The sequence below is a fragment of the Bordetella sp. 2513F2 genome (genome assembly GCF_054642735.1).
Genome location: NZ_CM137755.1, coordinates 2,281,847 through 2,300,421 on the forward strand (window position 1 = coordinate 2,281,847; position 18,575 = coordinate 2,300,421).

Annotated in this window: 18 protein-coding genes; 8 read left to right on the forward strand and 10 right to left on the reverse strand. The window is 69.2% G+C overall.

Annotation, left to right across the window (positions count from 1 at the left end; translation table 11 throughout):
• Positions 1–29 precede the first annotated feature (29 nt).
• The gene (locus ACYBYQ_RS10755; RefSeq protein ID WP_459614159.1) at positions 30–539 is read right to left on the reverse strand and encodes a winged helix DNA-binding protein; all 510 of its coding nucleotides are present in this window, start codon (positions 537–539) and stop codon (positions 30–32) included.
• Between the two features lie 130 nt (positions 540–669).
• On the opposite strand from ACYBYQ_RS10755, the gene ACYBYQ_RS10760 reads away from it, so the two are divergent.
• From ACYBYQ_RS10760 to ACYBYQ_RS10780, 5 genes are all read left to right on the forward strand, one after another.
• Entirely contained in the window at positions 670–1,602 is a 933-nt protein-coding gene (locus ACYBYQ_RS10760) for a LysR family transcriptional regulator (protein WP_459614161.1), read from the forward strand.
• A gap of 151 nt (positions 1,603–1,753) precedes the next feature.
• Entirely contained in the window at positions 1,754–2,467 is a 714-nt protein-coding gene (locus ACYBYQ_RS10765; RefSeq protein WP_459614162.1) for a hypothetical protein, read from the forward strand.
• A gap of 196 nt (positions 2,468–2,663) precedes the next feature.
• On the forward strand, positions 2,664–3,635 hold the full coding sequence (locus tag ACYBYQ_RS10770) for a TRAP transporter substrate-binding protein (protein WP_459614164.1): 972 nt from the start codon (positions 2,664–2,666) through the stop codon (positions 3,633–3,635).
• A 7-nt stretch (positions 3,636–3,642) separates the two neighbouring features.
• Positions 3,643–4,143, forward strand: a complete 501-nt coding sequence (locus tag ACYBYQ_RS10775; RefSeq protein ID WP_459614166.1) for a TRAP transporter small permease — start codon at positions 3,643–3,645, stop codon at positions 4,141–4,143.
• Positions 4,136–5,434 (forward strand): TRAP transporter large permease, encoded by a 1,299-nt coding sequence (locus tag ACYBYQ_RS10780; RefSeq protein ID WP_459614168.1) that lies wholly within the window; start codon positions 4,136–4,138, stop codon positions 5,432–5,434. The genes ACYBYQ_RS10775 and ACYBYQ_RS10780 overlap by 8 nt, the downstream gene beginning before the upstream one ends.
• Positions 5,435–5,740: 306 nt before the next feature.
• Here the strand turns inward: ACYBYQ_RS10780 and ACYBYQ_RS10785 are convergent, their stop codons facing one another.
• From ACYBYQ_RS10785 to ACYBYQ_RS10815, 7 genes are all read right to left on the reverse strand, one after another.
• The gene (locus ACYBYQ_RS10785) at positions 5,741–6,535 is read right to left on the reverse strand and encodes a putative hydro-lyase (protein WP_459614170.1); all 795 of its coding nucleotides are present in this window, start codon (positions 6,533–6,535) and stop codon (positions 5,741–5,743) included.
• A 50-nt stretch (positions 6,536–6,585) separates the two neighbouring features.
• Positions 6,586–7,929 (reverse strand): amidase, encoded by a 1,344-nt coding sequence (locus tag ACYBYQ_RS10790; protein ID WP_459614172.1) that lies wholly within the window; start codon positions 7,927–7,929, stop codon positions 6,586–6,588.
• Positions 7,930–8,029: 100 nt separating this feature from the next.
• The gene (locus ACYBYQ_RS10795) at positions 8,030–8,716 is read right to left on the reverse strand and encodes a DUF2848 domain-containing protein (protein WP_459614174.1); all 687 of its coding nucleotides are present in this window, start codon (positions 8,714–8,716) and stop codon (positions 8,030–8,032) included.
• A gap of 53 nt (positions 8,717–8,769) precedes the next feature.
• Positions 8,770–10,053 carry a TRAP transporter large permease gene (locus ACYBYQ_RS10800; protein ID WP_459614175.1) on the reverse strand — a complete coding sequence of 428 codons (1,284 nt, stop codon included), beginning with the start codon at positions 10,051–10,053 and terminating at the stop codon, positions 8,770–8,772.
• On the reverse strand, positions 10,050–10,670 hold the full coding sequence (locus tag ACYBYQ_RS10805) for a TRAP transporter small permease subunit (protein WP_459614177.1): 621 nt from the start codon (positions 10,668–10,670) through the stop codon (positions 10,050–10,052). Before ACYBYQ_RS10805 ends, ACYBYQ_RS10800 begins: the two co-directional genes overlap by 4 nt.
• Positions 10,671–10,777: 107 nt before the next feature.
• Positions 10,778–11,824 (reverse strand): TRAP transporter substrate-binding protein, encoded by a 1,047-nt coding sequence (locus tag ACYBYQ_RS10810; protein ID WP_459614179.1) that lies wholly within the window; start codon positions 11,822–11,824, stop codon positions 10,778–10,780.
• 378 nt (positions 11,825–12,202) lie between these two features.
• Positions 12,203–13,120 carry a LysR family transcriptional regulator gene (locus ACYBYQ_RS10815; protein ID WP_459614181.1) on the reverse strand — a complete coding sequence of 306 codons (918 nt, stop codon included), beginning with the start codon at positions 13,118–13,120 and terminating at the stop codon, positions 12,203–12,205.
• A gap of 153 nt (positions 13,121–13,273) precedes the next feature.
• Between ACYBYQ_RS10815 and ACYBYQ_RS10820 the strand changes: the two genes are divergently transcribed.
• Positions 13,274–14,227: a DMT family transporter gene (locus ACYBYQ_RS10820; RefSeq protein ID WP_459614183.1), complete on the forward strand. Its 954-nt coding sequence runs from the start codon at positions 13,274–13,276 to the stop codon at positions 14,225–14,227.
• Between the two features lie 9 nt (positions 14,228–14,236).
• Here ACYBYQ_RS10820 and ACYBYQ_RS10825 read toward each other — a convergent pair whose 3' ends face one another.
• Positions 14,237–14,908, reverse strand: a complete 672-nt coding sequence (locus tag ACYBYQ_RS10825) for an ABC transporter ATP-binding protein (protein WP_459614185.1) — start codon at positions 14,906–14,908, stop codon at positions 14,237–14,239.
• Between ACYBYQ_RS10825 and ACYBYQ_RS10830 the strand changes: the two genes are divergently transcribed.
• A complete protein-coding gene (locus tag ACYBYQ_RS10830) occupies positions 14,907–15,572 on the forward strand; it encodes an arylesterase (RefSeq protein ID WP_459614187.1) in 666 nt (221 codons plus the stop codon). The genes ACYBYQ_RS10825 and ACYBYQ_RS10830 overlap by 2 nt on opposite strands.
• 31 nt (positions 15,573–15,603) lie before the next feature.
• Here the strand turns inward: ACYBYQ_RS10830 and ACYBYQ_RS10835 are convergent, their stop codons facing one another.
• Positions 15,604–17,601 carry a SurA N-terminal domain-containing protein gene (locus ACYBYQ_RS10835; protein ID WP_459614189.1) on the reverse strand — a complete coding sequence of 666 codons (1,998 nt, stop codon included), beginning with the start codon at positions 17,599–17,601 and terminating at the stop codon, positions 15,604–15,606.
• 218 nt (positions 17,602–17,819) lie between these two features.
• Between ACYBYQ_RS10835 and ugpQ the strand changes: the two genes are divergently transcribed.
• Positions 17,820–18,566, forward strand: a complete 747-nt coding sequence (gene ugpQ, locus ACYBYQ_RS10840; RefSeq protein WP_459614191.1) for a glycerophosphodiester phosphodiesterase — start codon at positions 17,820–17,822, stop codon at positions 18,564–18,566.
• The last annotated feature ends 9 nt before the right edge of the window (positions 18,567–18,575 follow it).

Below are 18,575 nucleotides of genomic sequence, written 5' to 3' on the forward strand. Positions count from 1 at the left end.
AGGCCGGCGCGCCGTTCGAAAGCAGGAACTCAGAGCGAGGTGGCCGCGCGCGCGGCCTGGTCGTACAGCCCCGACAGGGCGCGCAGCGTCTGCGCCAGCTGGCGCGAGAACTCCAGCCCGCCGGCCGTGCCGCCCTCCAGGCCGCCGATCAGGCACTGCTCGCGGATCTCGGTATAGCGCTTGATATAGCTGGCGCCTTCCGGCGTGACGCTGTAGAACACCTCCTTGCCGCCGCGCTCGCCGCGCACGATGCCCTGGCGCTCGAGCTTCTTGAGCGCGTAGTTCACGATGTGCGTGTCTTCGACATTGAGCGTGAAGCAGATGTCGGCCAGTTTCTTGGGGCGCTGGCGGTGGTAAACATGGTGCAGCACCATGATGTCGGTGGCGGTGAGATCCGGCAGCCCGGCGGCGGCCATGCAGCGCACGGTCCAGCGGTTGAAGGCATGGCTGGCGATCATCAGCCCGAACTCGACCTCGGACAGGTCCGGTGCGCGGGCGCTGGCCAGGTGGGCGGAAGACGCGATGAGATCGGTGCTCATGAGGTGCTCGCAAAATTCTATGGACGAAATACTAATAATTTATCTATATTTCATCAACAAAAAACCGATAAAGTTTGTGCCGGGCGCTCCTGGGACTTTCCCCTAGCCCGGCTCACGCAGGGGAAACGCCGTGAACATCCGCTTCCTGGAAACCTTTGTATGGGCCGCCCGGCTGCGCAGCTTCAAGGCCGCCGCAGGCAAGCTCAACCTGACCCAGGCTGCCATCTCGGGCCGCATCGCCGCGCTGGAAGCCGATCTCGGCCAGCAATTGTTCGAACGCGCCAGCCGCGACACCCGGCTCACGCCGGCAGGCCGCACGCTGCTGGACTACGCCCAGCGCATGCTGGAAACCGACCAGTCCATGCGCCAGGCGCTGAAAGGCCCGGCCGCCCTGCGCGGCGCGGTGCGGGTCGGCGTGGTGGAATCCATCGTCCACACCTGGTTCCCGTCCTTCATCCGCCGGCTGCATGCCACGCACCCCGAACTCGACATCGAGCTCACCGCCGAATCCACGCGCCGTCTGCAGGACCTGCTCAAGCACGGCAACGTCGACGTCGCGCTGCAGACGGACCCGGTGGTGGCCGAGGACGTGCGCAACCGCGACATGGGACGATTGCGCATGGGCTGGATCTGCGCGCCGCACCTGCCGGTGTCGGCGCAGGCCGGCGCGGCCGAGCTGGCACAGTATCCGCTGGTGACCTTCCCGCGTTATTCCCAGCCGCACCTGCAACTGCTCGACGTGCTGGATCGCGCCGGCGTGCCGCCGGGCCGCTTCCATTTCGTCTCGTCGATCGCCGCTTCCACGCAATGCGTGGAAGCAGGACTGGGCATCGCCGCCCTGCCCCTGGCCGCCGTGAGTGGCGGGATCGCCGAAGGCCGCTACCGCCGCATCGCCTCGCCCGACGCATTGCCGGATCTGCGCCTGGTGGCCAGCTGGCGGCCGGACCCGGTTGCCGGCCTGGCCGAAGCGGTGGTGCGGCTGGCGCTGGACGAGGCCCGCCGCTACGCCGAGCAGACGGAACTCGCGCTGCCGCCCCTGGACAGCGGCGTGCTGGCCTGGTAGCGGCGGGGTTTTCCCGAGGCCGGGGCGCGGCGCGTGGCCGCGCCTGCCGCATCCTGCGCAGGGTGCCGCCACGATAAAGTTTTGCTTAATCCGCCGCACCGGAATTAACCGCTTGCCGCGCTGCCGCGGCGTTGCGCAGAATCTGCCCCCGATGACGCCCTTCCCGGGCCAAGCAATGGAGATTCCCGTGGTAGCCCCCATCCGACAGGACCGAGACGCCGCCGGCGAGCTGTTGATCTGGACAGACATCGACCCCGCGCACGAAGCCGACTTCAATCGCTGGTACGACCGCGAGCACATGGCCGAACGCGCGGCCATCGAAGGCTTCGCCTGGTCGCGCCGCTATCGCGCCTGCGGCGGCGCGCGCCCCTACCTCGCGCTGTACCGCACCGACAGCCTGCACGTGTTCGAAAGCGCCGCCTACCGGCAGGCGTTCGAGCACCAGACCCGATGGTCGCTCGACAACTTCGCCCGCATGCGCAACACCCGCCGGCGCGTGGCCGCGGTGTCGCTGCTGGGCGGGGCCGGCACAGGCGCGGCGCTGGGCCTGCTGCGGCTGGCCGACACCGCCATCGCACAGTGCGCAGCCGAACTGGCCCACGAGGCCCTGGCGCGCGACGGCATCCTGGCCCTGCGCGTGCTCACGCCCGACCCGGCGCTCTCCACGCCCCTGCCGTCGGAGGAATCCGGCGCCCGGCTGCTCGAGCCCATGCTGCTGCTGGAGGCCACGCACGAGGCTGCGGCGCATGCCGCGCTGGCGTGGCTGGCCGACGCACTGCAACGCCCGGCCGATGCCGCCCACACGTTCCAGCTGCTCTGGAACCTGGACGCCGCCGAGCTGCGCGCAGCCGCGCAGACGGCGTGAGGCGCGGCTTGCGCGCCAATGCCACACGGGCCTGCGCACGCATTAGGAATTACCCCTAAGCCGGCCCGCATCAGGGCTTGGGGGACTTGCAGGACCTTAGAATTCACGGTTTCGCGGCGGCCTGCGGCATCCGCGGCACTGTTCATCCTCCGGCCGGGCACGTCCCGTCCACATCACTGCACAGAAGGACCATCCCATGATCAAGAAGCTCTCCCTGCTTGCCGGCGGCCTGCTGCTGGCCTGCGGCGCCTCCGCCCAGGCCCAGACCAAATGGGACCTGCCCACGGCCTATCCGGCCAACAACTTCCACGTGGAGAACCTGGTCGCCTTCGCCAAGGACGTCGAGTCGCTGTCCGGCGGCAAGCTGCAGATCACCATCCACAACAATGCCTCGCTGTACAAGGCGCCCGAGATCAAGCGCGCCGTGCAGGGCAACCAGGCCCAGATCGGCGAGATCCTGCTCACCAACTTCGCCAACGAGGATCCGATCTACGCCGTCGACGGCCTGCCCTTCCTGGCCACGGGCTATGACGCCTCCTTCAAGCTGTACCAGGCGCAGAAGCCGCTGCTCGAGAAGAAGCTGGCCTCGCAGGGCATGATGCTGCTGTATGCGGTGGCATGGCCGCCGCAAGGCATCTTCGCGAACAAGGAGATCAAGCAGGTCTCCGACATGAAGGGCCTGAAATGGCGTGCCTACAGCCCGGTCACGGCGAAGATCGCCGAGCTGGTCGGCGCGCAGCCCATCACCGTGCAGCAGGCCGAACTGGCCCAGGCCATGGCCACCGGCGTGATCGATTCGTACATGTCGTCGGGCTCCACCGGCTACGACACCAAGACCTACGAATACATCAAGAAGTGGTACGACACGCAGGCCTGGCTGCCCAAGGACGCCGTGCTGGTCAACAAGCGGGCCTTCGACGCCCTCGATCCCGCCAGCCAGGAAGCGCTGAAGAAGGCAGCCGCCCAGGCGGAGGAGCGCGGCTGGAAGGTCTCGCGCGAGAAGAACGAGGAATACAAGAAGCTGCTGGCCCAGAACGGCATGGAGATCGTCACGCCGACGGTGGAACTGCAGGAAGGCCTGGCCGTGCTGGGCAAGCGCATGCTCGACGACTGGCTCAAGCAGGCCGGCCCCGACGGCCAGGCCCTGATCGACGCCTACCGCAAGTAAGGCCGCGATGCGACGCTTCCTCGATACGCTCTATGGCGCGGCCGGCGCGCTCGCCGGCCTGTGCACCGTGGGTGTGCTGCTGGCGGTGCTGGCCTCCATCCTGTCGCGGCCGCTTGCGCTCAACATCCCGGGCACCGACGCCTACGCCGGGTATTTCATGGCCGCGGCCGGCTTCCTGGCGCTGGCCAGCACCTTCAAGCACGGCGAGCACATCCGCGTGACGCTGCTGCTGAACTCGCTGCCGGCCGCCGGCAGCCGCCGGCTCGATATCTTCGCCCTGGCCGTGGGCACGGTGCTGGCTGCCGCGTTCGCCTTCTTCAGCATCAAGCTGGCCCACGATTCCTGGCTCTACAACGACGTGTCCACGTCGAACGACGCCACGCCGTTGTGGATACCGCAACTTGCCATGGGCGTGGGCACGGTGCTGTTCTTCGTGGCCCTGCTCGACGAGCTGGTCCGGCGCATACGCGGCCTGCCCGCCCCTACTTCGCAGCAAATCCATGAATGAACTATTCGTAATCACGATGCTGGTCGTGTCGATCTTCGCGCTGCTGGGCTGCGGCGTGTGGGTCGGCCTGACGCTGGCCGGCACGGCCTGGATCGGCATGGAGATCTTCTCCAGCCGTCCGGCCGGCGACGCCATGGCCGTCACCATCTGGGGCGCAGCATCGAGCTGGACCCTCACCGCCCTGCCCCTGTTCCTGTGGATGGGCGAGATCCTGTTCCGCACGCGCCTGTCCGAAGACCTGTTCAAGGGGCTGGCGCCGTGGCTCAACCGCCTGCCCGGCCGGCTGCTGCACACCAACGTGATCGGCTGCGCCATCTTCGCCGCCGTGTCCGGCTCTTCGGCCGCCACCTGCGCCACCGTGGGCAAGATGACCATACCCGAGCTCACCCGCCGCGGCTACCCCGAGAGCAAGATCCTCGGCACGCTGTCGGGCGCAGGCACGCTGGGCCTGCTGATCCCGCCGTCGATCATCATGATCGTCTACGGCGTGGCAGCCGACGTGTCGATCTCGCGGCTCTTCATCGCCGGGATCCTGCCGGGCATCCTGCTGGCGCTGCTCTTCATGGGGTACATCGTCTGGTGGGCGCTGCGCAACCCCGACGAAGTGCCCAGGGCCGACGCCGAGCTCAGCTTCAAGCAGAAGCTGCACCAGTCCCGCCACCTGATTCCGGTGCTGTTGCTGATCGGCGCGGTGCTGGGCTCCATCTACACCGGCGTGGCCACCGCCACCGAGGCGGCCGCGGTGGGGGTGGTCGGCGCGCTCATCCTGTCGGCGCTGCAGGGTTCGCTCAACTGGAACGGCCTGGTGCAGTCGCTGCTGGCCGCAACGCGGCTCTACTGCATGATCGCGCTGATCCTGGCCGGCGCGCAGTTCCTCACGCTGGCCATGGGCTACATCGGCCTGCCGCGTGCGCTGGCCGAATGGATCGGCGGACTGGGCCTGTCGCAGTTCTGGCTGATCATGGCGCTGATGGTGTTCTTCATCGTCCTGGGTTGCTTCCTCGACGGCATCTCCATCGTGGTGCTCACCATGGGCGTGCTGCTGCCCACCGTGCAGGCGGCCGGCATCGACCTGATCTGGTTCGGCATCTTCGTGGTGTTCGTGGTCGAGATGGCGCAGATCACCCCGCCCGTGGGCTTCAACCTGTTCGTGCTGTCGGGCATGAGCAAGCGTGAGCTGCCCTACGTGGCGCGCGCGTCGATGCCCATGTTCTTCCTCATGGTGCTGGCGGTGGTGCTGCTCTACTACGTGCCGGGGATCGCGACCTGGCTGCCGTTGCAGATGCGGTGAGTGTCGAGCGGTTCTTCAGGTCCGGAGCGGCACGGCGGCACGGCGCCGGGTCGCCGGCTGGCTCGGGCGCTGAACGCGCCCTCGGCCATCACCGGTGAAAGCCTGACGGGCCGAGGGGGCAAACTCGCCCCTGCGGGGCTCAGACAGCCCCCTCGGACTGCCCCCGCCAGGCGTTCACCGGTTCGGCGGCCGGCAAAGCCGGCGCCGTGCCGCCGTGCCGCTCCGGACTTGCAGGGCCTGCATGCGACGAGGGAAGGGAAAAACGGCGGCAGCGCCGGCCTCGAGCCGGTGGCTTGCCTGGCGAGCCTACAGCGCGGCGAGGCGGCTGTTGATGAGGTCGGTCACCAGCATGTGGCCGGGGGCATGGGTGATGCAGAATTCCGGGCGCGTGGCCGAGACGACCGATTGCGGGGTGACGCCGCAGGCCCAGAATACGGGCATCTCGCCTGCGCGGATTTCCACGGGGTCGCCATAGTCGGGCCGGTCGATGTCGGCGATGCCGATCAGGGCCGGGTCGCCCAGGTGCACGGGCGCGCCGTGCACGGACGGAAAGCGCGAGGTCACCTGGATGGCGCGGATGGCGTCCGCGGCCTTCAGGGGCCGCATGGAAACCACCAGCGGGCCGGCGAACGGCCCGGCTGCCAGCGTCGGGATGTTGGTGCGATACATGGGCACGTTGCAGCCCTGCTCGATGTGACGCACCGGCAGGCCGTTGTCGAGCATGGCCTCCTCGAACGAGAACGAACAGCCGATCAGGAACGACACCAGGTCGTCGCGCCAGAGATCGCGCACGTCGGTGGGCTCGGCCACCAGTTCTCCGTCGCGCCACACGCGGTAGCGCGGGAGGTCGGTGCGGATGTCGATGTCCAGCCCCAGTTCGGGCAGCGCGGGATCGCCCGGCTCGGACACCGCAAGCAAGGGGCACGGCTTGGGATTGCGCTGGCAGAAGCGCAGGAAGTCGCCGGCCAGTTCCCTGGGAAGGATGGCCAGGTTGGCCTGCACGTGGCCGGGGGCCAGATTGGCAGTCGGGCCGGTCAGCCGGCCGGCACGGGCCTCCAGGCGCGCCTGGCGGGCGGCCTGTACGGATGCGGGTGGATTCATGGGAACAACTCCGGGAGAAACATGGGCCGGCGCATCGCCGGCCCTGCCTGTCAGGCGCGCAGCAGGTCTTCCACTGCCATGCCGATGGCCAGGATGCGGCGGTCGGTGCCCGCCGCGCCGGCGATCATCAGGCCCGCGGGCGCGGTGCCGGCCTCGTGGCACGGCACCGACAGCGCGCAGCCGTCGAGGAAATTGATCAGCGTGGGGTTGCGCAGCACGAGCAGATTGGTGCTGCCGTACAACGCATCGGACGCCTCCAGGGGGGCGATCTCGGGCGCCACCACCGGCACCGTGGGCAGGATCAGGGCGTCGTAGCCGGCAATGCGGCGCTCCACCGCTGCGATCCAGGCCTGGCGGGCCGCCACCAGCTCGATCCAGTCGGCGGCGGACATGGCCTCGCCGCGGCGGATGCGCGAGACCACGCGCGGATCGTAGCGCTCGCCGGCGCGCGCGATGAGATCCCGGTGCCAGGCCCAGGCCTCGGCCGCCGTGAAGCCGCCCTTGGCATTGATGCCGGCCAGCTGCAGGAACTCGGGAACCTCGATCTCGTCGACCTGCGCACCGGCCGCGGAGAGCCGGGCCGCCGCCGCCGAGAACGACGCCGCCACATGCGGATCCAGGTCATCGAGCGCCAGCGTGGTGGGAATGGCCAGGCGCAGGCCGCGCAGCACGGCGGGCGCCACGGGCTGGCCTTCGCCCGAGAGCACCGCGTCGAGCGCCGCGCAGCAGCGCACCGAGGGCGCCAGCGGGCCGATGGAATCCAGGTTCACCGACAGCGGCAGCACGCCTTCCATGGAGACGCGGCGGGCCGTGGGCTTGAAGCCGGCCAGGCCGCACAGGGCTGCCGGAATGCGCACCGAGCCGCCGGTGTCCGAGCCGATGGCCGCGGCAGCCATGCCGTCGGCCACCGATACGGCAGCGCCCGAGGAGGAACCGCCCGGGATGCGGCCGGTGGCGCGATCCCAGGGATTGCGCGGCGTGCCGTAGTGCGGGTTGAGGCCCAGGCCCGAATAGGCGAACTCGGTCATGTTGGTGCGGCCCGTGATCACCGCGCCGGCGGCCATCAGGCGTTGCACCACCACGGCATGCGCCGTGGCCTCGGGCTCGCCCTGGCGCGCCACCGAGCCGGCCAGCGTGGTCTCGCCGGCCACGTCGAACAGATCCTTGATGGAAATGGGCAGCCCGTCGATGGCGGAGCGCGCCAGGCCGGCGGCGCGCAGCGTGTCGGAGGCCCGCGCAGCGGCCAGCGCCCGGTCGGCATACAACCTGGTGTAGACGCGGCTGCCCTCGCCGGCCGGGTCCGTGGCGCGCGCCAGCGCGGCCTCGGTCAGTTCGATGGAGGACGTACGGCCCTCGACCAGGGCCTGGCTTTGTTCATGCAGCGTGGCAGACATACCGGTTCCGTAACGGCAGTGCCAGGCACCGTGGTGCCCGACACTATTGGGGTTTGGGGGGATCGAGAAACGCGCGGGCCGCAGGCGGCGGCAGTGCGCTTCACGCCACTTCGGGAAGCACCTCGACTTCGTAGCGATGCGCAAGCGTACGCCCGCGGCGGGGGTCGTGCAATTCCATGATGAAGGTGGTGGATGGCCGGATGCCGCCGATGGCGGCCACCGTGCCGCAGGTCATGCCGGTGCCCTCGGGCAGCACGGAGCCGCCCTGGGTGTAGCCCGCGATGAGGTCCAGCGGGGTGCGCAGCGAGGCCAGCGTGCCTTCCTGGTACAACACCTGCTCGCCGTTCTCGACGATGTAGGCGCGCAGCACCAGCTCGTCCCAGTAGTCGGCCACGTCGGCGTAGCGCCAGGCGCGCGTGGCCACGGGCTTCACGCACAGCTGCTTGGAGAGCGCCACGCTGTAGGTCTCCAGCTTGCGGTCGGTATGGTCGGAGGCGATGCTCACGTAGAGTTCGCCGTCGATGGCGAACACGAAGGTCTCGGCCTCGCCGGAGGATTCGCTGCCCACGGCCTGCACCTGCTCTGCCTGGGTGAGCTGGTTGTAGGCGATGCGGTAGTACAGCGGCACGCTGCTGGGGCGGGGCACGCCCAGCGCGGCGAGCTCCTCGATGTGGTGTTCGATGGCGTTGCGGTCGCGTCCGGCCCAGCCGGCCACCACCAGGTTGCGGATGTCCACTTCCACGGTGCGCGGCGCGCCGTCGGATTCGATCTGGAATACGGTTTTCATGATTCAGGTCCTGCGTTCAAGTAGGGTTGCGGCGCGCCCGCGCCGCAACCATGTCAACCAAATGCCCGGGGCAGCCAGAGCGCCAGGTCCGGGAAGAATGCCAGCAGCGCGATCATCACGAACATCGCCACCACGAACGGCAGCGAGCCCACGATCACCGCAGTCATGGAGCCGCTCTTGCGCAGGCTCTGCACCACGAAGAGGTTCAGGCCCACGGGCGGCGTGATCAGCGCGGCCTCCACCAGGATGATGATGAGGATGCCCAGCCAGATCGGGTCGTAGCCCAGGCCGATCATGATGGGCGCCACGATGGGTATCGTGGTGATCATCATGGACAGGGTTTCCATGAAGCAGCCCAGCACCAGGTAGAACACCACCACGATCAGCAGCATCCACGCCGGAGACAGGCCCAGGCCGGTGATGGATTGCGTCAGCGCGTCGGTCAGGCCGGTGGCCGACATCACGAAGTTCAGGAAGCTCGCGGCAATCACGATCAGCATGATCATGGCGGTGGAGCGCATGGTGCCCTCGACGGCCTCGCGCAGCATGCCCAGCGTGAGCCGGCCGAAGCATGCGGCCAGGATCAGCGCGCCCAGCACGCCCAGCGCGGCGGCTTCCGTGGGCGTGGCCAGGCCCGCGTAGATGGAGCCCACCACCAGGAAGAAGATGCCCAGCGGCGGCGCCAGGTGAATGAGGCTGGCGAGGCGCTCGCCCCAGCTGGCCCGGATCTTGTGGCCGCCCCAGGCCGGCTTGACCACGCAGGCGACGATCACGGTCAGCATGAACAATGCCGCCATGGCGAAGCCGGGGATGATGCCGGCCAGGTAGAGCTTGGGCACCGAAGAGTTGGTCAGCACGCCGTAGATCACCAGGTTGATCGAGGGCGGGATCAGGATGCCGAGCGTGCCGCCCGCTGCCAAGCTGCCCAGGAACAGCGGCTCGTTGTAGCCGTACTTCCTGATCTGCGGGATGGACACCGTGCCCACCGTCGCGGCAGTGGCCACGCTGGAGCCCGACGTGGCGGAGAACAGCGTGGAAGCGCCGATGTTGGCATGCATCAGGCCGCCGGGCAGCCACGACAGCCACAGGCTCATGGCGCCGTACATGCGCTCGGCGAAGCCGGAACGCAACAGCACCTCGCCCAGCATGATGAACAGCGGAATGGCGACCAGCAGGAATTCGTTGTTGGCGCTCCAGGACATCTCGCCGATGGCGCGCGTCAGGGGCAGCATGGAATACAGCGGGTCCAGGATCAGGCCCAGCACGCCCAGCGCGGCGCCCACCGGGATGGAAATGCCGATCAGGACCAGCAGCAGAATGAGTGCGGTGGCGATCATGCCGTTTCTCCCTTGACCATGCGCTCGCCGGCGGCGGCTTCTTTCTCGGCTTCCTCCTGCGCGGAGCGCACGCCGCAGATTTCCTTGACCAGGGCGATGTCGCCGGTGACCAGCGCCAGCGAGGCGCGCAGCAGCATCAGCGCCACGGTGATGCACATCCATACCAGGCCGAGCAGCCAGAGGCCCTGCGGGATCCACAGCGGGGTGGCCAGCGGCGTGTTGGCGGCAGATTTCTGCGTCCAGGATGTCAGCACCATGTCGTAGGCATACCAGCTGAGGTACACCATGAACACGCCCAGCGCGACCAGCGCGATCCAGTCGAGCAGCGCCGACAGGCGCACCGGCAGGTATTGGTAGACCACGTCCACGCGCACGTTGGCGCGCTGCAGCGTGGCGAACGCCAGCGCCCAGGAAGTGCTGATGGCGAACGCGTAGCTCGAGAGCTCGTCGGCTCCGCCGGTGTTGAAGCCCAGGAACTTGCGGGCCAGGACGTCGAATGAGATCAGCAGCACGCTGGCGATGGTCAGCGCGCCTCCTACCCAGACGGCGATGCGCGACAGCAGTTCGGCCTTGCGCAGCAAGGCCCCCAGCAGCTGGAAGCGTTCGGTTCGGGTCATGTCATCCTCTGCGGCAGGACCGCAATCGATAAAACCCGCAAGGCGCGGCCCGGCAGGCGCGCGCCTTGCGTCGTGCATCCCGCCTGCAGGCGGGGCGGTTCAGGCAATCACTTCTTGGCGACCAGGCCGAGCGTCTTGCCGATGGTGGCGTTGAAGTCGGTCACGCACTGGGCCGAGCAGCGGGCGGCCCACTTGGGCAGCACGGCCTCGTCCATCACTTTCTTCAGCAGCGCCCGGTCGGCTTCCGTGGGCTCGACCAGCACCATCTTGCCCTTGACGGGGAAGGGGCAGCTGTCCTTGCCGGTGTTGCAGTCGTAGCCTTCCTGGGTCTGGCGCGCGGCCGCGTCCCAGATGTCATTGACCAGCTTGTCGATGTTGGTTTCGAGGAAGGTGCGCACCTTGGGGTCCAGCTTGTCCCAGGTCTTCTGGTTCACGGCATGGATCTGCTGGTTCCAGTTGATGGGCAGGGCGTACAGGTGGGTCGATACCTCGTACCACTTGGCCGAGTAGCCCGACAGCGAGCCGGTGATGGCGCAGTCCACCACCTTGTTCTGCAACGCCGGCACCACTTCGCCGAAGGCCATGGTCACGCTGCTGCCGCCCAGCGCCTCGACGAATTCGGCAGTCGTGCGGCTGCTGGTGCGGACCTTCTTGCCCTTGATGTCGGCCAGGCTCTTGATCTCGGCGTTGCAGAACAGCACCTGGGCCGGATAGGTGGAGATGCCCAGGATCTTCACGTTGGCGCCGTCGCCGTAGACCTTGGCGTACACCGGCTCGAAGGCTTCGGTGACCTTGCGGGCGGTCTGCACGTCGGGCGCCAGTCCGGCCAGGTCGATGGCCTCGTTGATCGGGTTGTCGCTGGCGAAGTACGACAGGGTCGCGGTGCCGAACTGGATCACGCCCTGGGACATCAGGCGCAGCAGTTCGGGGCCCTTCAGGCCCATTTCGTTGAAGCCCTTGATTTCCGCCGTGACCTGGCCCTTGGAAAGCTCGGGGATGGTCTTGGTCCAGAACGGCTGTTCGTAGTCCTGGTAGGCGGTCAGGTTGCTCAATCCGCCGACCACCTTGAGCTGGGTCTTGGGGAGGTCCTGGGCATGGGCGGCCGTGGCGAGCATGGCGGCCGACAGCGCGGCAAAGGCAAGAGGCTTCTTCATGGGCGAACTCCTAGCATGCGGGATGTGTCGGCAGCGTGCCGGGCCCCGTTGCCCTTGCGGCACGCTGGTTGGAATACCGTGGTGGGGCCGGCTTGGCCGCAGGGCGCGCGCTGGCGCCATTTCCCCGTATCTGGATTCGATTGCGGCACATTCCACAGCAGGGCCGCGGGCGCGTCCAATCGTATGTTCGGATATGGGGATATAAATATTTCTTAAGGGTATGAGGCGGCACTCCGGCGTCCGGCGCCGAAACCCAGCATCCATGCGGCTTTCCAGCCGGTTCCGGGTTTCGGGCCGGGCGCGCGCCGCACCGTTCCGCAAGCGCTTGCCCGTCCCCTGATCCGGGAAATCCCTAGGGCTTGTTAACGCAAAATCGCCCTAGGCGCGATCGGGAGGCTGAAGGCCGGCGTCGTGCCCCGCGGCCACCCGCTGCGCCAGCTGCGCAATGACCCGGGCCGCATGGCTGTCGGGCCCTTCCACCCAGGTGGCCGTGAACGAGAGTTCAGGCAGCGGGTCGGCCTGCACGGCCAGCAGCCGCAGCGTGCCGCTGGCGAGCTCCTTGTCCAGGAATACCGGGGCGATCACCGCCACGCCTATGCAATCCAGCGCCATGCGCACCACCATCGACAGCGAGGCGCTGCCATACATGCGCGGGGCCGCCACGCCCGCCTGGGCCAGCATCTGCTGTACTACTTTGTAGGGGGAACTGCTGGACGGATAGGTGATCACCGGCCATGCGCCGATGCGTTCCAGCGTGAGCGGCTCGGGCCCGAGATCCAGCCTCGGGCTGGCCACCCAGGCCAGCGGATACGAACACAGCGGCAGGTTGGCGATGCGCGCTTCCTCCATCGGGCCCATCAGGAACGCCAGGTCGATCTGGCGCGCCAGCAGCTGGTTCCGCAGCACATGGGTGGTGTCCACCTCGATCTGCAGCACCAGCGCCGGATACGCGGCGTGCACGTGCTCGATGAGCGCGGGCAGCCAGGTCTGCACGATGGTTTCCGCCACCCCCATGCGCAGCGTGCCGCTCATGACGTTCTGCTCGCGAGCCGCCTGCATCATGTCCTGGCGCATCTGCAGCATGCGCTCGGCATGCGAGAGCAGCTCGTGCCCCTTGCCGGTAAGCGTGACGCCGCGCGCATCCCGCTCGAACAGCCGCACCCCGAGGTCGCGCTCCAGCGACGCGATGCGCTGCGAGATCGCCGGCTGGGTCGTGTTGAGCTTGTCCGAGGCAGCCCGGAAGCTGCCGAGGGTGGCGACCCAGAAGAAGGTTTCGATGTGGCGGAGGTCTATCATGCGGCAGCCCGGGGATACCGGCGCAGCGTACCACGGGCCACCCGCCCTGCGCCCCCCGGATCCCATGCGGGCGCGCCGCCGCGCATCCTCGCGATGAGCGTATGATGTGCGCCGTGCCGGATCACGCCGGCACCCACTACGCAAGGAGACACCATGCATCGGGCGCAGCCCGGGCTGGCCGCGGCCGCCGGAGCGCCGCGTCCCGCCATGCCGATACCCTCTCGCCCCCTGGCGGGCATCGGCCTGCTCATATTGTCGATGTGGACGCTGTCCTGTCTGGATGCCAGCGGCAAGTGGATCATGGGCACGGGCCTGTCCGTCATGATGCTGTCGTGGGTGCGCTACGTGGTGCACCTGGTGCTGGTGCTGGCGCTGGTGGTCCCGCATCGCGGCTGGGGCATCGTGCGCACCCGGCGGCCCCGCGAACAGCTGCTGCGCGGCGGCGCCATGTTCTGCGCCACGCTGCTGTTCTTCACCACGCTGCGCTATCTGCCGCAGGCCGAAGCCACCTCCATCAACTTCCTCGCCCCCCTCATCGTGCTTTCCATCGCGCCCTGGGTGCTCAAGGAGCCGCCCCGCATGTCGCGCTGGGTGGCCGCCGGCATCGCGTTCCTCGGGGTGCTCATCGTGATCCGGCCGGGTGGCGGCCTGCATCCGGTAGGCGTGGCCTGCGGGCTGCTCACGGCCTGCTGCTTCGCCGCGCAATACCTCTACACGCGGCGCGTGGCCGGCGACGACCCCTATACCTCGCTGATCTGGAGCGGCGCGGTGGGCAGCGCCTGCCTGACCCTCGCCCTGCCCTTCATCCTGCCCGCCTCATTGCCCGTGCTGCGCGAGCTGGGCCTGGCCGAATGGCTGCTGCTGCTGTCCACCGGGCTGTGGGGCGCGCTGGGCCACCTGCTGCAGATCGGCGCCTACCGCAACGCCGCCGCGTCCACCCTGGCGCCCTTCACGTACCTGCAGATCGTCAGTGCGGCCACCGTGGGCTGGCTGGTGTGGGGGCATTTCCCCGACGCCATCACCTGGCTCGGGATCGCAGTGATCTGCGCCAGCGGCATCGGGATCGGCCTGATCGAATGGCACCGGGGCCGGACACGCCCCGCCTGAAGCTGCCGTTCAGTCTGCCAGGCGCCCTGCCTGCAGCACCAGCCTGCGGCCGCAACGCTGCGCCAGCTGGGGATCGTGCGTCACCAGGACCAGCGTGGTGCCGTGTTCGCGGTGCAGCGCGAACATCAGGTCTATCACTTTCTCGCCCGTGGCGGCGTCCAGGCTGCCGGTAGGCTCGTCCGCGAACAACAGGGCCGGCCGCACCACGAAGGCGCGCGCCAGGGACACCCGCTGCTGCTCGCCGCCCGACAGGGTGCGGGGATAATGATGCAGGCGGGCGCCCAGCCCCACCCGCTCCAGCATGGCCTGGGCCGGCTCGCGGGCCGGCTGGCCGGCGAGCTCGAGCGGCAGCATCACGTTCTCGAGCGCCGTCAGGTTGGGCAGCAGCTGGAACGACTGAAACACGAAACCCACATGATGGGCGCGCAGGCGGGCGCGGCCGTCCTCGTCGAGCGCGAAGAGGTCCTGGCCTGCCAGGCGCACGCGGCCCGACGAGGGAACATCCAGGCCGGCCAGCAGTCCGAGCAGGGTGGACTTCCCCGAGCCGGAACTGCCCGTGATGGCCACGGCGCTGCCAGCCTGCACGGTGAATTCGATACCATCCAGTATGGCGAGCTCTCCGCCGGCATCGGCCACCCGCTTGCACAGCCCTTCCACCTCGATCGAGTTGATGCTATTCATGCGCCTCTTCTTCCGTGTGTTGTTCGCCGCGGCGCTGGCCGCCCTGGCCGCCGGGCTGGTGCCCGCCGCCCACGCTCAGACCGCCCCGCCCCCTGCGGGTTCCGGAAAACCCGTCATCCTGGTGGTGGGCGACAGCCTGTCGGCCGAATACGGCATCGAGCGCGGCAGCGGCTGGGTGGCCCTGCTGGCGCGCCGGCTGCCTGAACGATACCCGAACTACCAGGTCGTCAATGCGAGCATCAGCGGCGACACCACCAGCGGCGGCCTGGCCCGCCTGCCGGCGCTGCTGTCGCGGCACCGGCCTGCCGTGGTGATACTGGAACTCGGCTCGAACGACGCGCTGCGCGGCCTGTCTCTCGACATGACGGAGCGCAACCTGCGCGCCATGGCCCAGGCGGCGCGCGAGGCGGGCGCCCGGGTGCTGGTGGTGGGCATGCAGATCCCGCCCAACTACGGGCGCGACTACACGCAGCGGTTCATGCGGCTGTTCCCGACGGTGGCCGAGGCCGAGGAAGCCGCGCTGGTGCCTTTCCTGATGGACGGCATCGCCACCGACCGCGCCATGTTCCAGCCCGATGGCATCCATCCCAACGAGCAGGCGCAGCAGGCCCTGCTGGAGAACGTGTGGCCGGCCCTCGAGCCCCTGCTCGAGGGCGCGTCCTGAGCGCGAGCGTGCCCGGCGGCACGCCGGACGATCAGCCGGCGTTGGCGGCGTCGTCGGCCGTCAGCACCGATTCGGCGGCCGGCAGCACCTTCACCTCGTATTGCTGGCGCAGCATCTGCACCACGGCGTCCTGTTCGGCGCTGCCCCAGGCCTGGCCCAGCTGGGCGGCGAGATCCTGGCTGGCATCGGGATCGGTCTTGCCGGCTGCGACGCGGTCCAGGCGCACCAGCACGTAGTCCTGGCCCACGGCCACACCCGCGTACGCAGGCCGGCCTTCGGCCCCGGGAGCCATGCGCATCACGGCATCGAGCAAGGGGCGCGGCAGGTTCTGGGGCTGCTGGCGCGACACGGTGAGCGGTTCGCCGAAGCCGTTGGCGGCATCGGGTGCAGCGGAAGGATCGGCCGGGGCCGCCTGGCCGGCCGGCGCAGCGGCCTGCAGCGCCTGGAGCTGCGCTTCGCCTGCGGCCCGGGCGGCTGCGGCGGCACGCTCGGCCACGAGGCGCTCGCGTATGCGCTCGCGCACCTGCTCCAGCGGCGGCACGTGGGCCGGCTGCACCGCCTGCACGCGCACGGCCACCATGGTGTCCGGAGCCAGCTCGATCAATCCGGAATTGAGCTTCTCCCGCAGCACCTCGGGCGAAAACAGCGTTTCGCGCACGCGCGGGTTGTCCAGCAGTTCGGCGTCTGCGCCGGCCGCAGCCGCGCCCTCGCCGGCCTGCTCGGACGGCAGCAGGCCGTTGCGCGTGATGCCGGACGCGCTGCGCAGGGTCAGGCCCAGCGCATCGGCTGCCGGCTGCAGGCTGTCGCGCTGGTCGTAGACCAGGCTGGTGAGCTGGGTGGCCATGTCGGCATAGCGGGCGGCAGCCTTCTGCTTGCGGATCTCGTCGACGATCTGCTGCCTGACCTCGGCCAGCGGCTTGACGGCGCCCGCCTGGAAATCGGTGACCTTGAGCACGTGCAGGCCGGCCGGGGACTCCACCACGCCGGAGACCTGGTCCTTGGACAGCGCGCCGGCGGCCTGTGCCAGCGAGGGGGGAATCACCCAGCCGAGGTCGCCCCCCTGGGCGGCAGAACCTGCGTCCTCGGAATGCTTGCGTGCGAGCTCCTCGAAGGCGGCCGGGCTGGACGACGCCTCGCGGGCGATTTCCTCGGCGCGCTGGCGGGCCTGCTTGCGCGCATCTTCGGAGGCGCCGGCCGGCACCTGGATCAGGATGTGGCTGAGCCGCCGGCGCTCGGGCTGGCCGAACAGGGTGGGATTCTGCTCGTAATAGCCCTGCACGTCTTCGTCGCTGACCTGCACGCCCTGCGTGGCGGCGGCCTCGTCGAGCACCAGGTACTGGGCCTGGACCTGTTCCGGGATCTCGAGCTGCTGCTTGTTCTGGTCGTACCAGGCCTGCACGTCCTGGTCGCCGACCTGCACCTGGTCGCGGAACGCGGCAGCGGTGAACGGGCGCAGCTGCACGGTGCGCTCCTGCGTGAGGGCCTGCTCGATGGCGGCCACCACGGCGGCCGGCGCCCGGGCCGTGGCGCCCACCGGCTCGAGCACGCGGGACACGGCCAGGTCGCGCCGCAGCCCGGCCTCGAAGGTGGCGGGCGTCAGGCCCTGGGCAGCCAGCACCTGGCGATAGCGCTCGGGCGAGAAGCGGCCGTTGTCCTGCACCTGGGGAATCGCGGCGATGGTGTTGCGCAGCGTGGCGTCGGAAACCGAGAAGCGGTTCTCGGCCGCCACGTGCGCCAGCAGGCGCTGGTCGATGAGCTGGTCGAGCAGCTGGCGCCGGGCGGCCGGCGTGTCGAACAGGGCCACGTCGAACTGGGCGCCCAGGCGCTGGCGCAGCTGCTCGAGCTGGTTGCGGTGCGCCATATCGAACTCCGCGCGCGACACCTGCTGTCCGGCCACCTCGGCCAGTTCCGGCTCGCGGTTGACGAAGCTGTCGTAGCCCTGTACGCCGACCAGCAGAAAGGACGGCACGATCAGCAGCAGCAGGATGAACTGCATCCAGCGACGATGGTTGCGTATGAAATCGAACATGGAACCTCTGTTGCCGCGCCGCCGCACGGAGTGCGCGCGCCGCAGGAAAACGCATAAAAAAAGGCGAACGCGATTCGCCTTGCTCCGGTGCCCGATCGTACCGGGTACGCGGGCGGAGTTTACCATTACCGGCCCCGGCGGACAGCCCCGCGGCCGGCGCCCGCCCGGGCTTCGCGGTATGCTTGCAATCCCCCGGCGTCCCTGCACGACACGAGACCATGACACTCCCGCTGGCCGACTGGCCCTACCCTTCCTGCATCGCCCATCGCGGCGGAGGCCGCCTGGCTCCCGAGAATACGCTGGCGGCCATGCGGGTCGGACGCCAGGCCGGTTTCGGCATGTTCGAATTCGACGTCAAGCTCAGCCGCGACGGCGTGGCGGTGCTGCTGCACGACGACGACGTGGACCGCACCACCGACGGCCACGGGCCGGCCGCCCGGCATACCTACGCCGAGCTGGCCCAGCTCGACGCCGGCGGCTGGCACGGTCCCGAGTACGCCGGCGAGCCCGTGCCCACCTTCGCCGCGGTCGCCCGCTATGCCCGCGCCAACGGCATCGCCTGCAATGTCGAGATCAAGCCCTGCCCCGGGCGCGAAGCCGAGACGGGCGCTGCGGTGGCCCGCCTGGCCGAGCAGTTCTGGCGCAGCGCGGCGCTGCCGCCGCTGCTGTCGTCCTTTTCCGAGGAAGCCCTGGCGGCGGCCCGGGCAGCCGCCCCGGCCCTGCCCCGCGCCCTGCTGGTAGCCTCGGTTCCGCAAGACTGGCAGGCGCGCCTGGCGCACCACGGCTGCGTGGGCCTGAACATCGACGAGCGCGACGCCAGCCCCGCACTGGTGGCGGCCGTGCACGCCGCAGGCTACCGCCTGGCCGCCTGGACGGTGAACCATCCCGAACGCGCCCGCCTGCTGCGGCAGTGGGGCGTGGACGCCCTCTTCACCGACGAGCTCGCGGCCGTCCGGCCCGGCTGAGCCGCCCCA

Excerpts from the sequence above, each read along its gene's own strand:
- ACYBYQ_RS10755 (WP_459614159.1), bottom strand. The coding sequence starts at position 539 with ATGAGCACCGATCTCATCGCGTCTTCCGCCCACCTGGCCAGCGCCCGC.
- ACYBYQ_RS10765 (WP_459614162.1), top strand. The coding sequence starts at position 1,754 with ATGACGCCCTTCCCGGGCCAAGCAATGGAGATTCCCGTGGTAGCCCCC.
- ACYBYQ_RS10770 (WP_459614164.1), top strand. The coding sequence starts at position 2,664 with ATGATCAAGAAGCTCTCCCTGCTTGCCGGCGGCCTGCTGCTGGCCTGC.
- ACYBYQ_RS10775 (WP_459614166.1), top strand. The coding sequence starts at position 3,643 with ATGCGACGCTTCCTCGATACGCTCTATGGCGCGGCCGGCGCGCTCGCC.
- ACYBYQ_RS10780 (WP_459614168.1), top strand. The coding sequence starts at position 4,136 with ATGAATGAACTATTCGTAATCACGATGCTGGTCGTGTCGATCTTCGCG.
- ACYBYQ_RS10785 (WP_459614170.1), bottom strand. The coding sequence starts at position 6,535 with ATGAATCCACCCGCATCCGTACAGGCCGCCCGCCAGGCGCGCCTGGAG.
- ACYBYQ_RS10790 (WP_459614172.1), bottom strand. The coding sequence starts at position 7,929 with ATGTCTGCCACGCTGCATGAACAAAGCCAGGCCCTGGTCGAGGGCCGT.
- ACYBYQ_RS10795 (WP_459614174.1), bottom strand. The coding sequence starts at position 8,716 with ATGAAAACCGTATTCCAGATCGAATCCGACGGCGCGCCGCGCACCGTG.
- ACYBYQ_RS10800 (WP_459614175.1), bottom strand. The coding sequence starts at position 10,053 with ATGATCGCCACCGCACTCATTCTGCTGCTGGTCCTGATCGGCATTTCC.
- ACYBYQ_RS10805 (WP_459614177.1), bottom strand. The coding sequence starts at position 10,670 with ATGACCCGAACCGAACGCTTCCAGCTGCTGGGGGCCTTGCTGCGCAAG.
- ACYBYQ_RS10810 (WP_459614179.1), bottom strand. The coding sequence starts at position 11,824 with ATGAAGAAGCCTCTTGCCTTTGCCGCGCTGTCGGCCGCCATGCTCGCC.
- ACYBYQ_RS10815 (WP_459614181.1), bottom strand. The coding sequence starts at position 13,120 with ATGATAGACCTCCGCCACATCGAAACCTTCTTCTGGGTCGCCACCCTC.
- ACYBYQ_RS10820 (WP_459614183.1), top strand. The coding sequence starts at position 13,274 with ATGCATCGGGCGCAGCCCGGGCTGGCCGCGGCCGCCGGAGCGCCGCGT.
- ACYBYQ_RS10830 (WP_459614187.1), top strand. The coding sequence starts at position 14,907 with ATGCGCCTCTTCTTCCGTGTGTTGTTCGCCGCGGCGCTGGCCGCCCTG.
- ACYBYQ_RS10825 (WP_459614185.1), bottom strand. The coding sequence starts at position 14,908 with ATGAATAGCATCAACTCGATCGAGGTGGAAGGGCTGTGCAAGCGGGTG.
- ACYBYQ_RS10835 (WP_459614189.1), bottom strand. The coding sequence starts at position 17,601 with ATGTTCGATTTCATACGCAACCATCGTCGCTGGATGCAGTTCATCCTG.
- ugpQ (WP_459614191.1), top strand. The coding sequence starts at position 17,820 with ATGACACTCCCGCTGGCCGACTGGCCCTACCCTTCCTGCATCGCCCAT.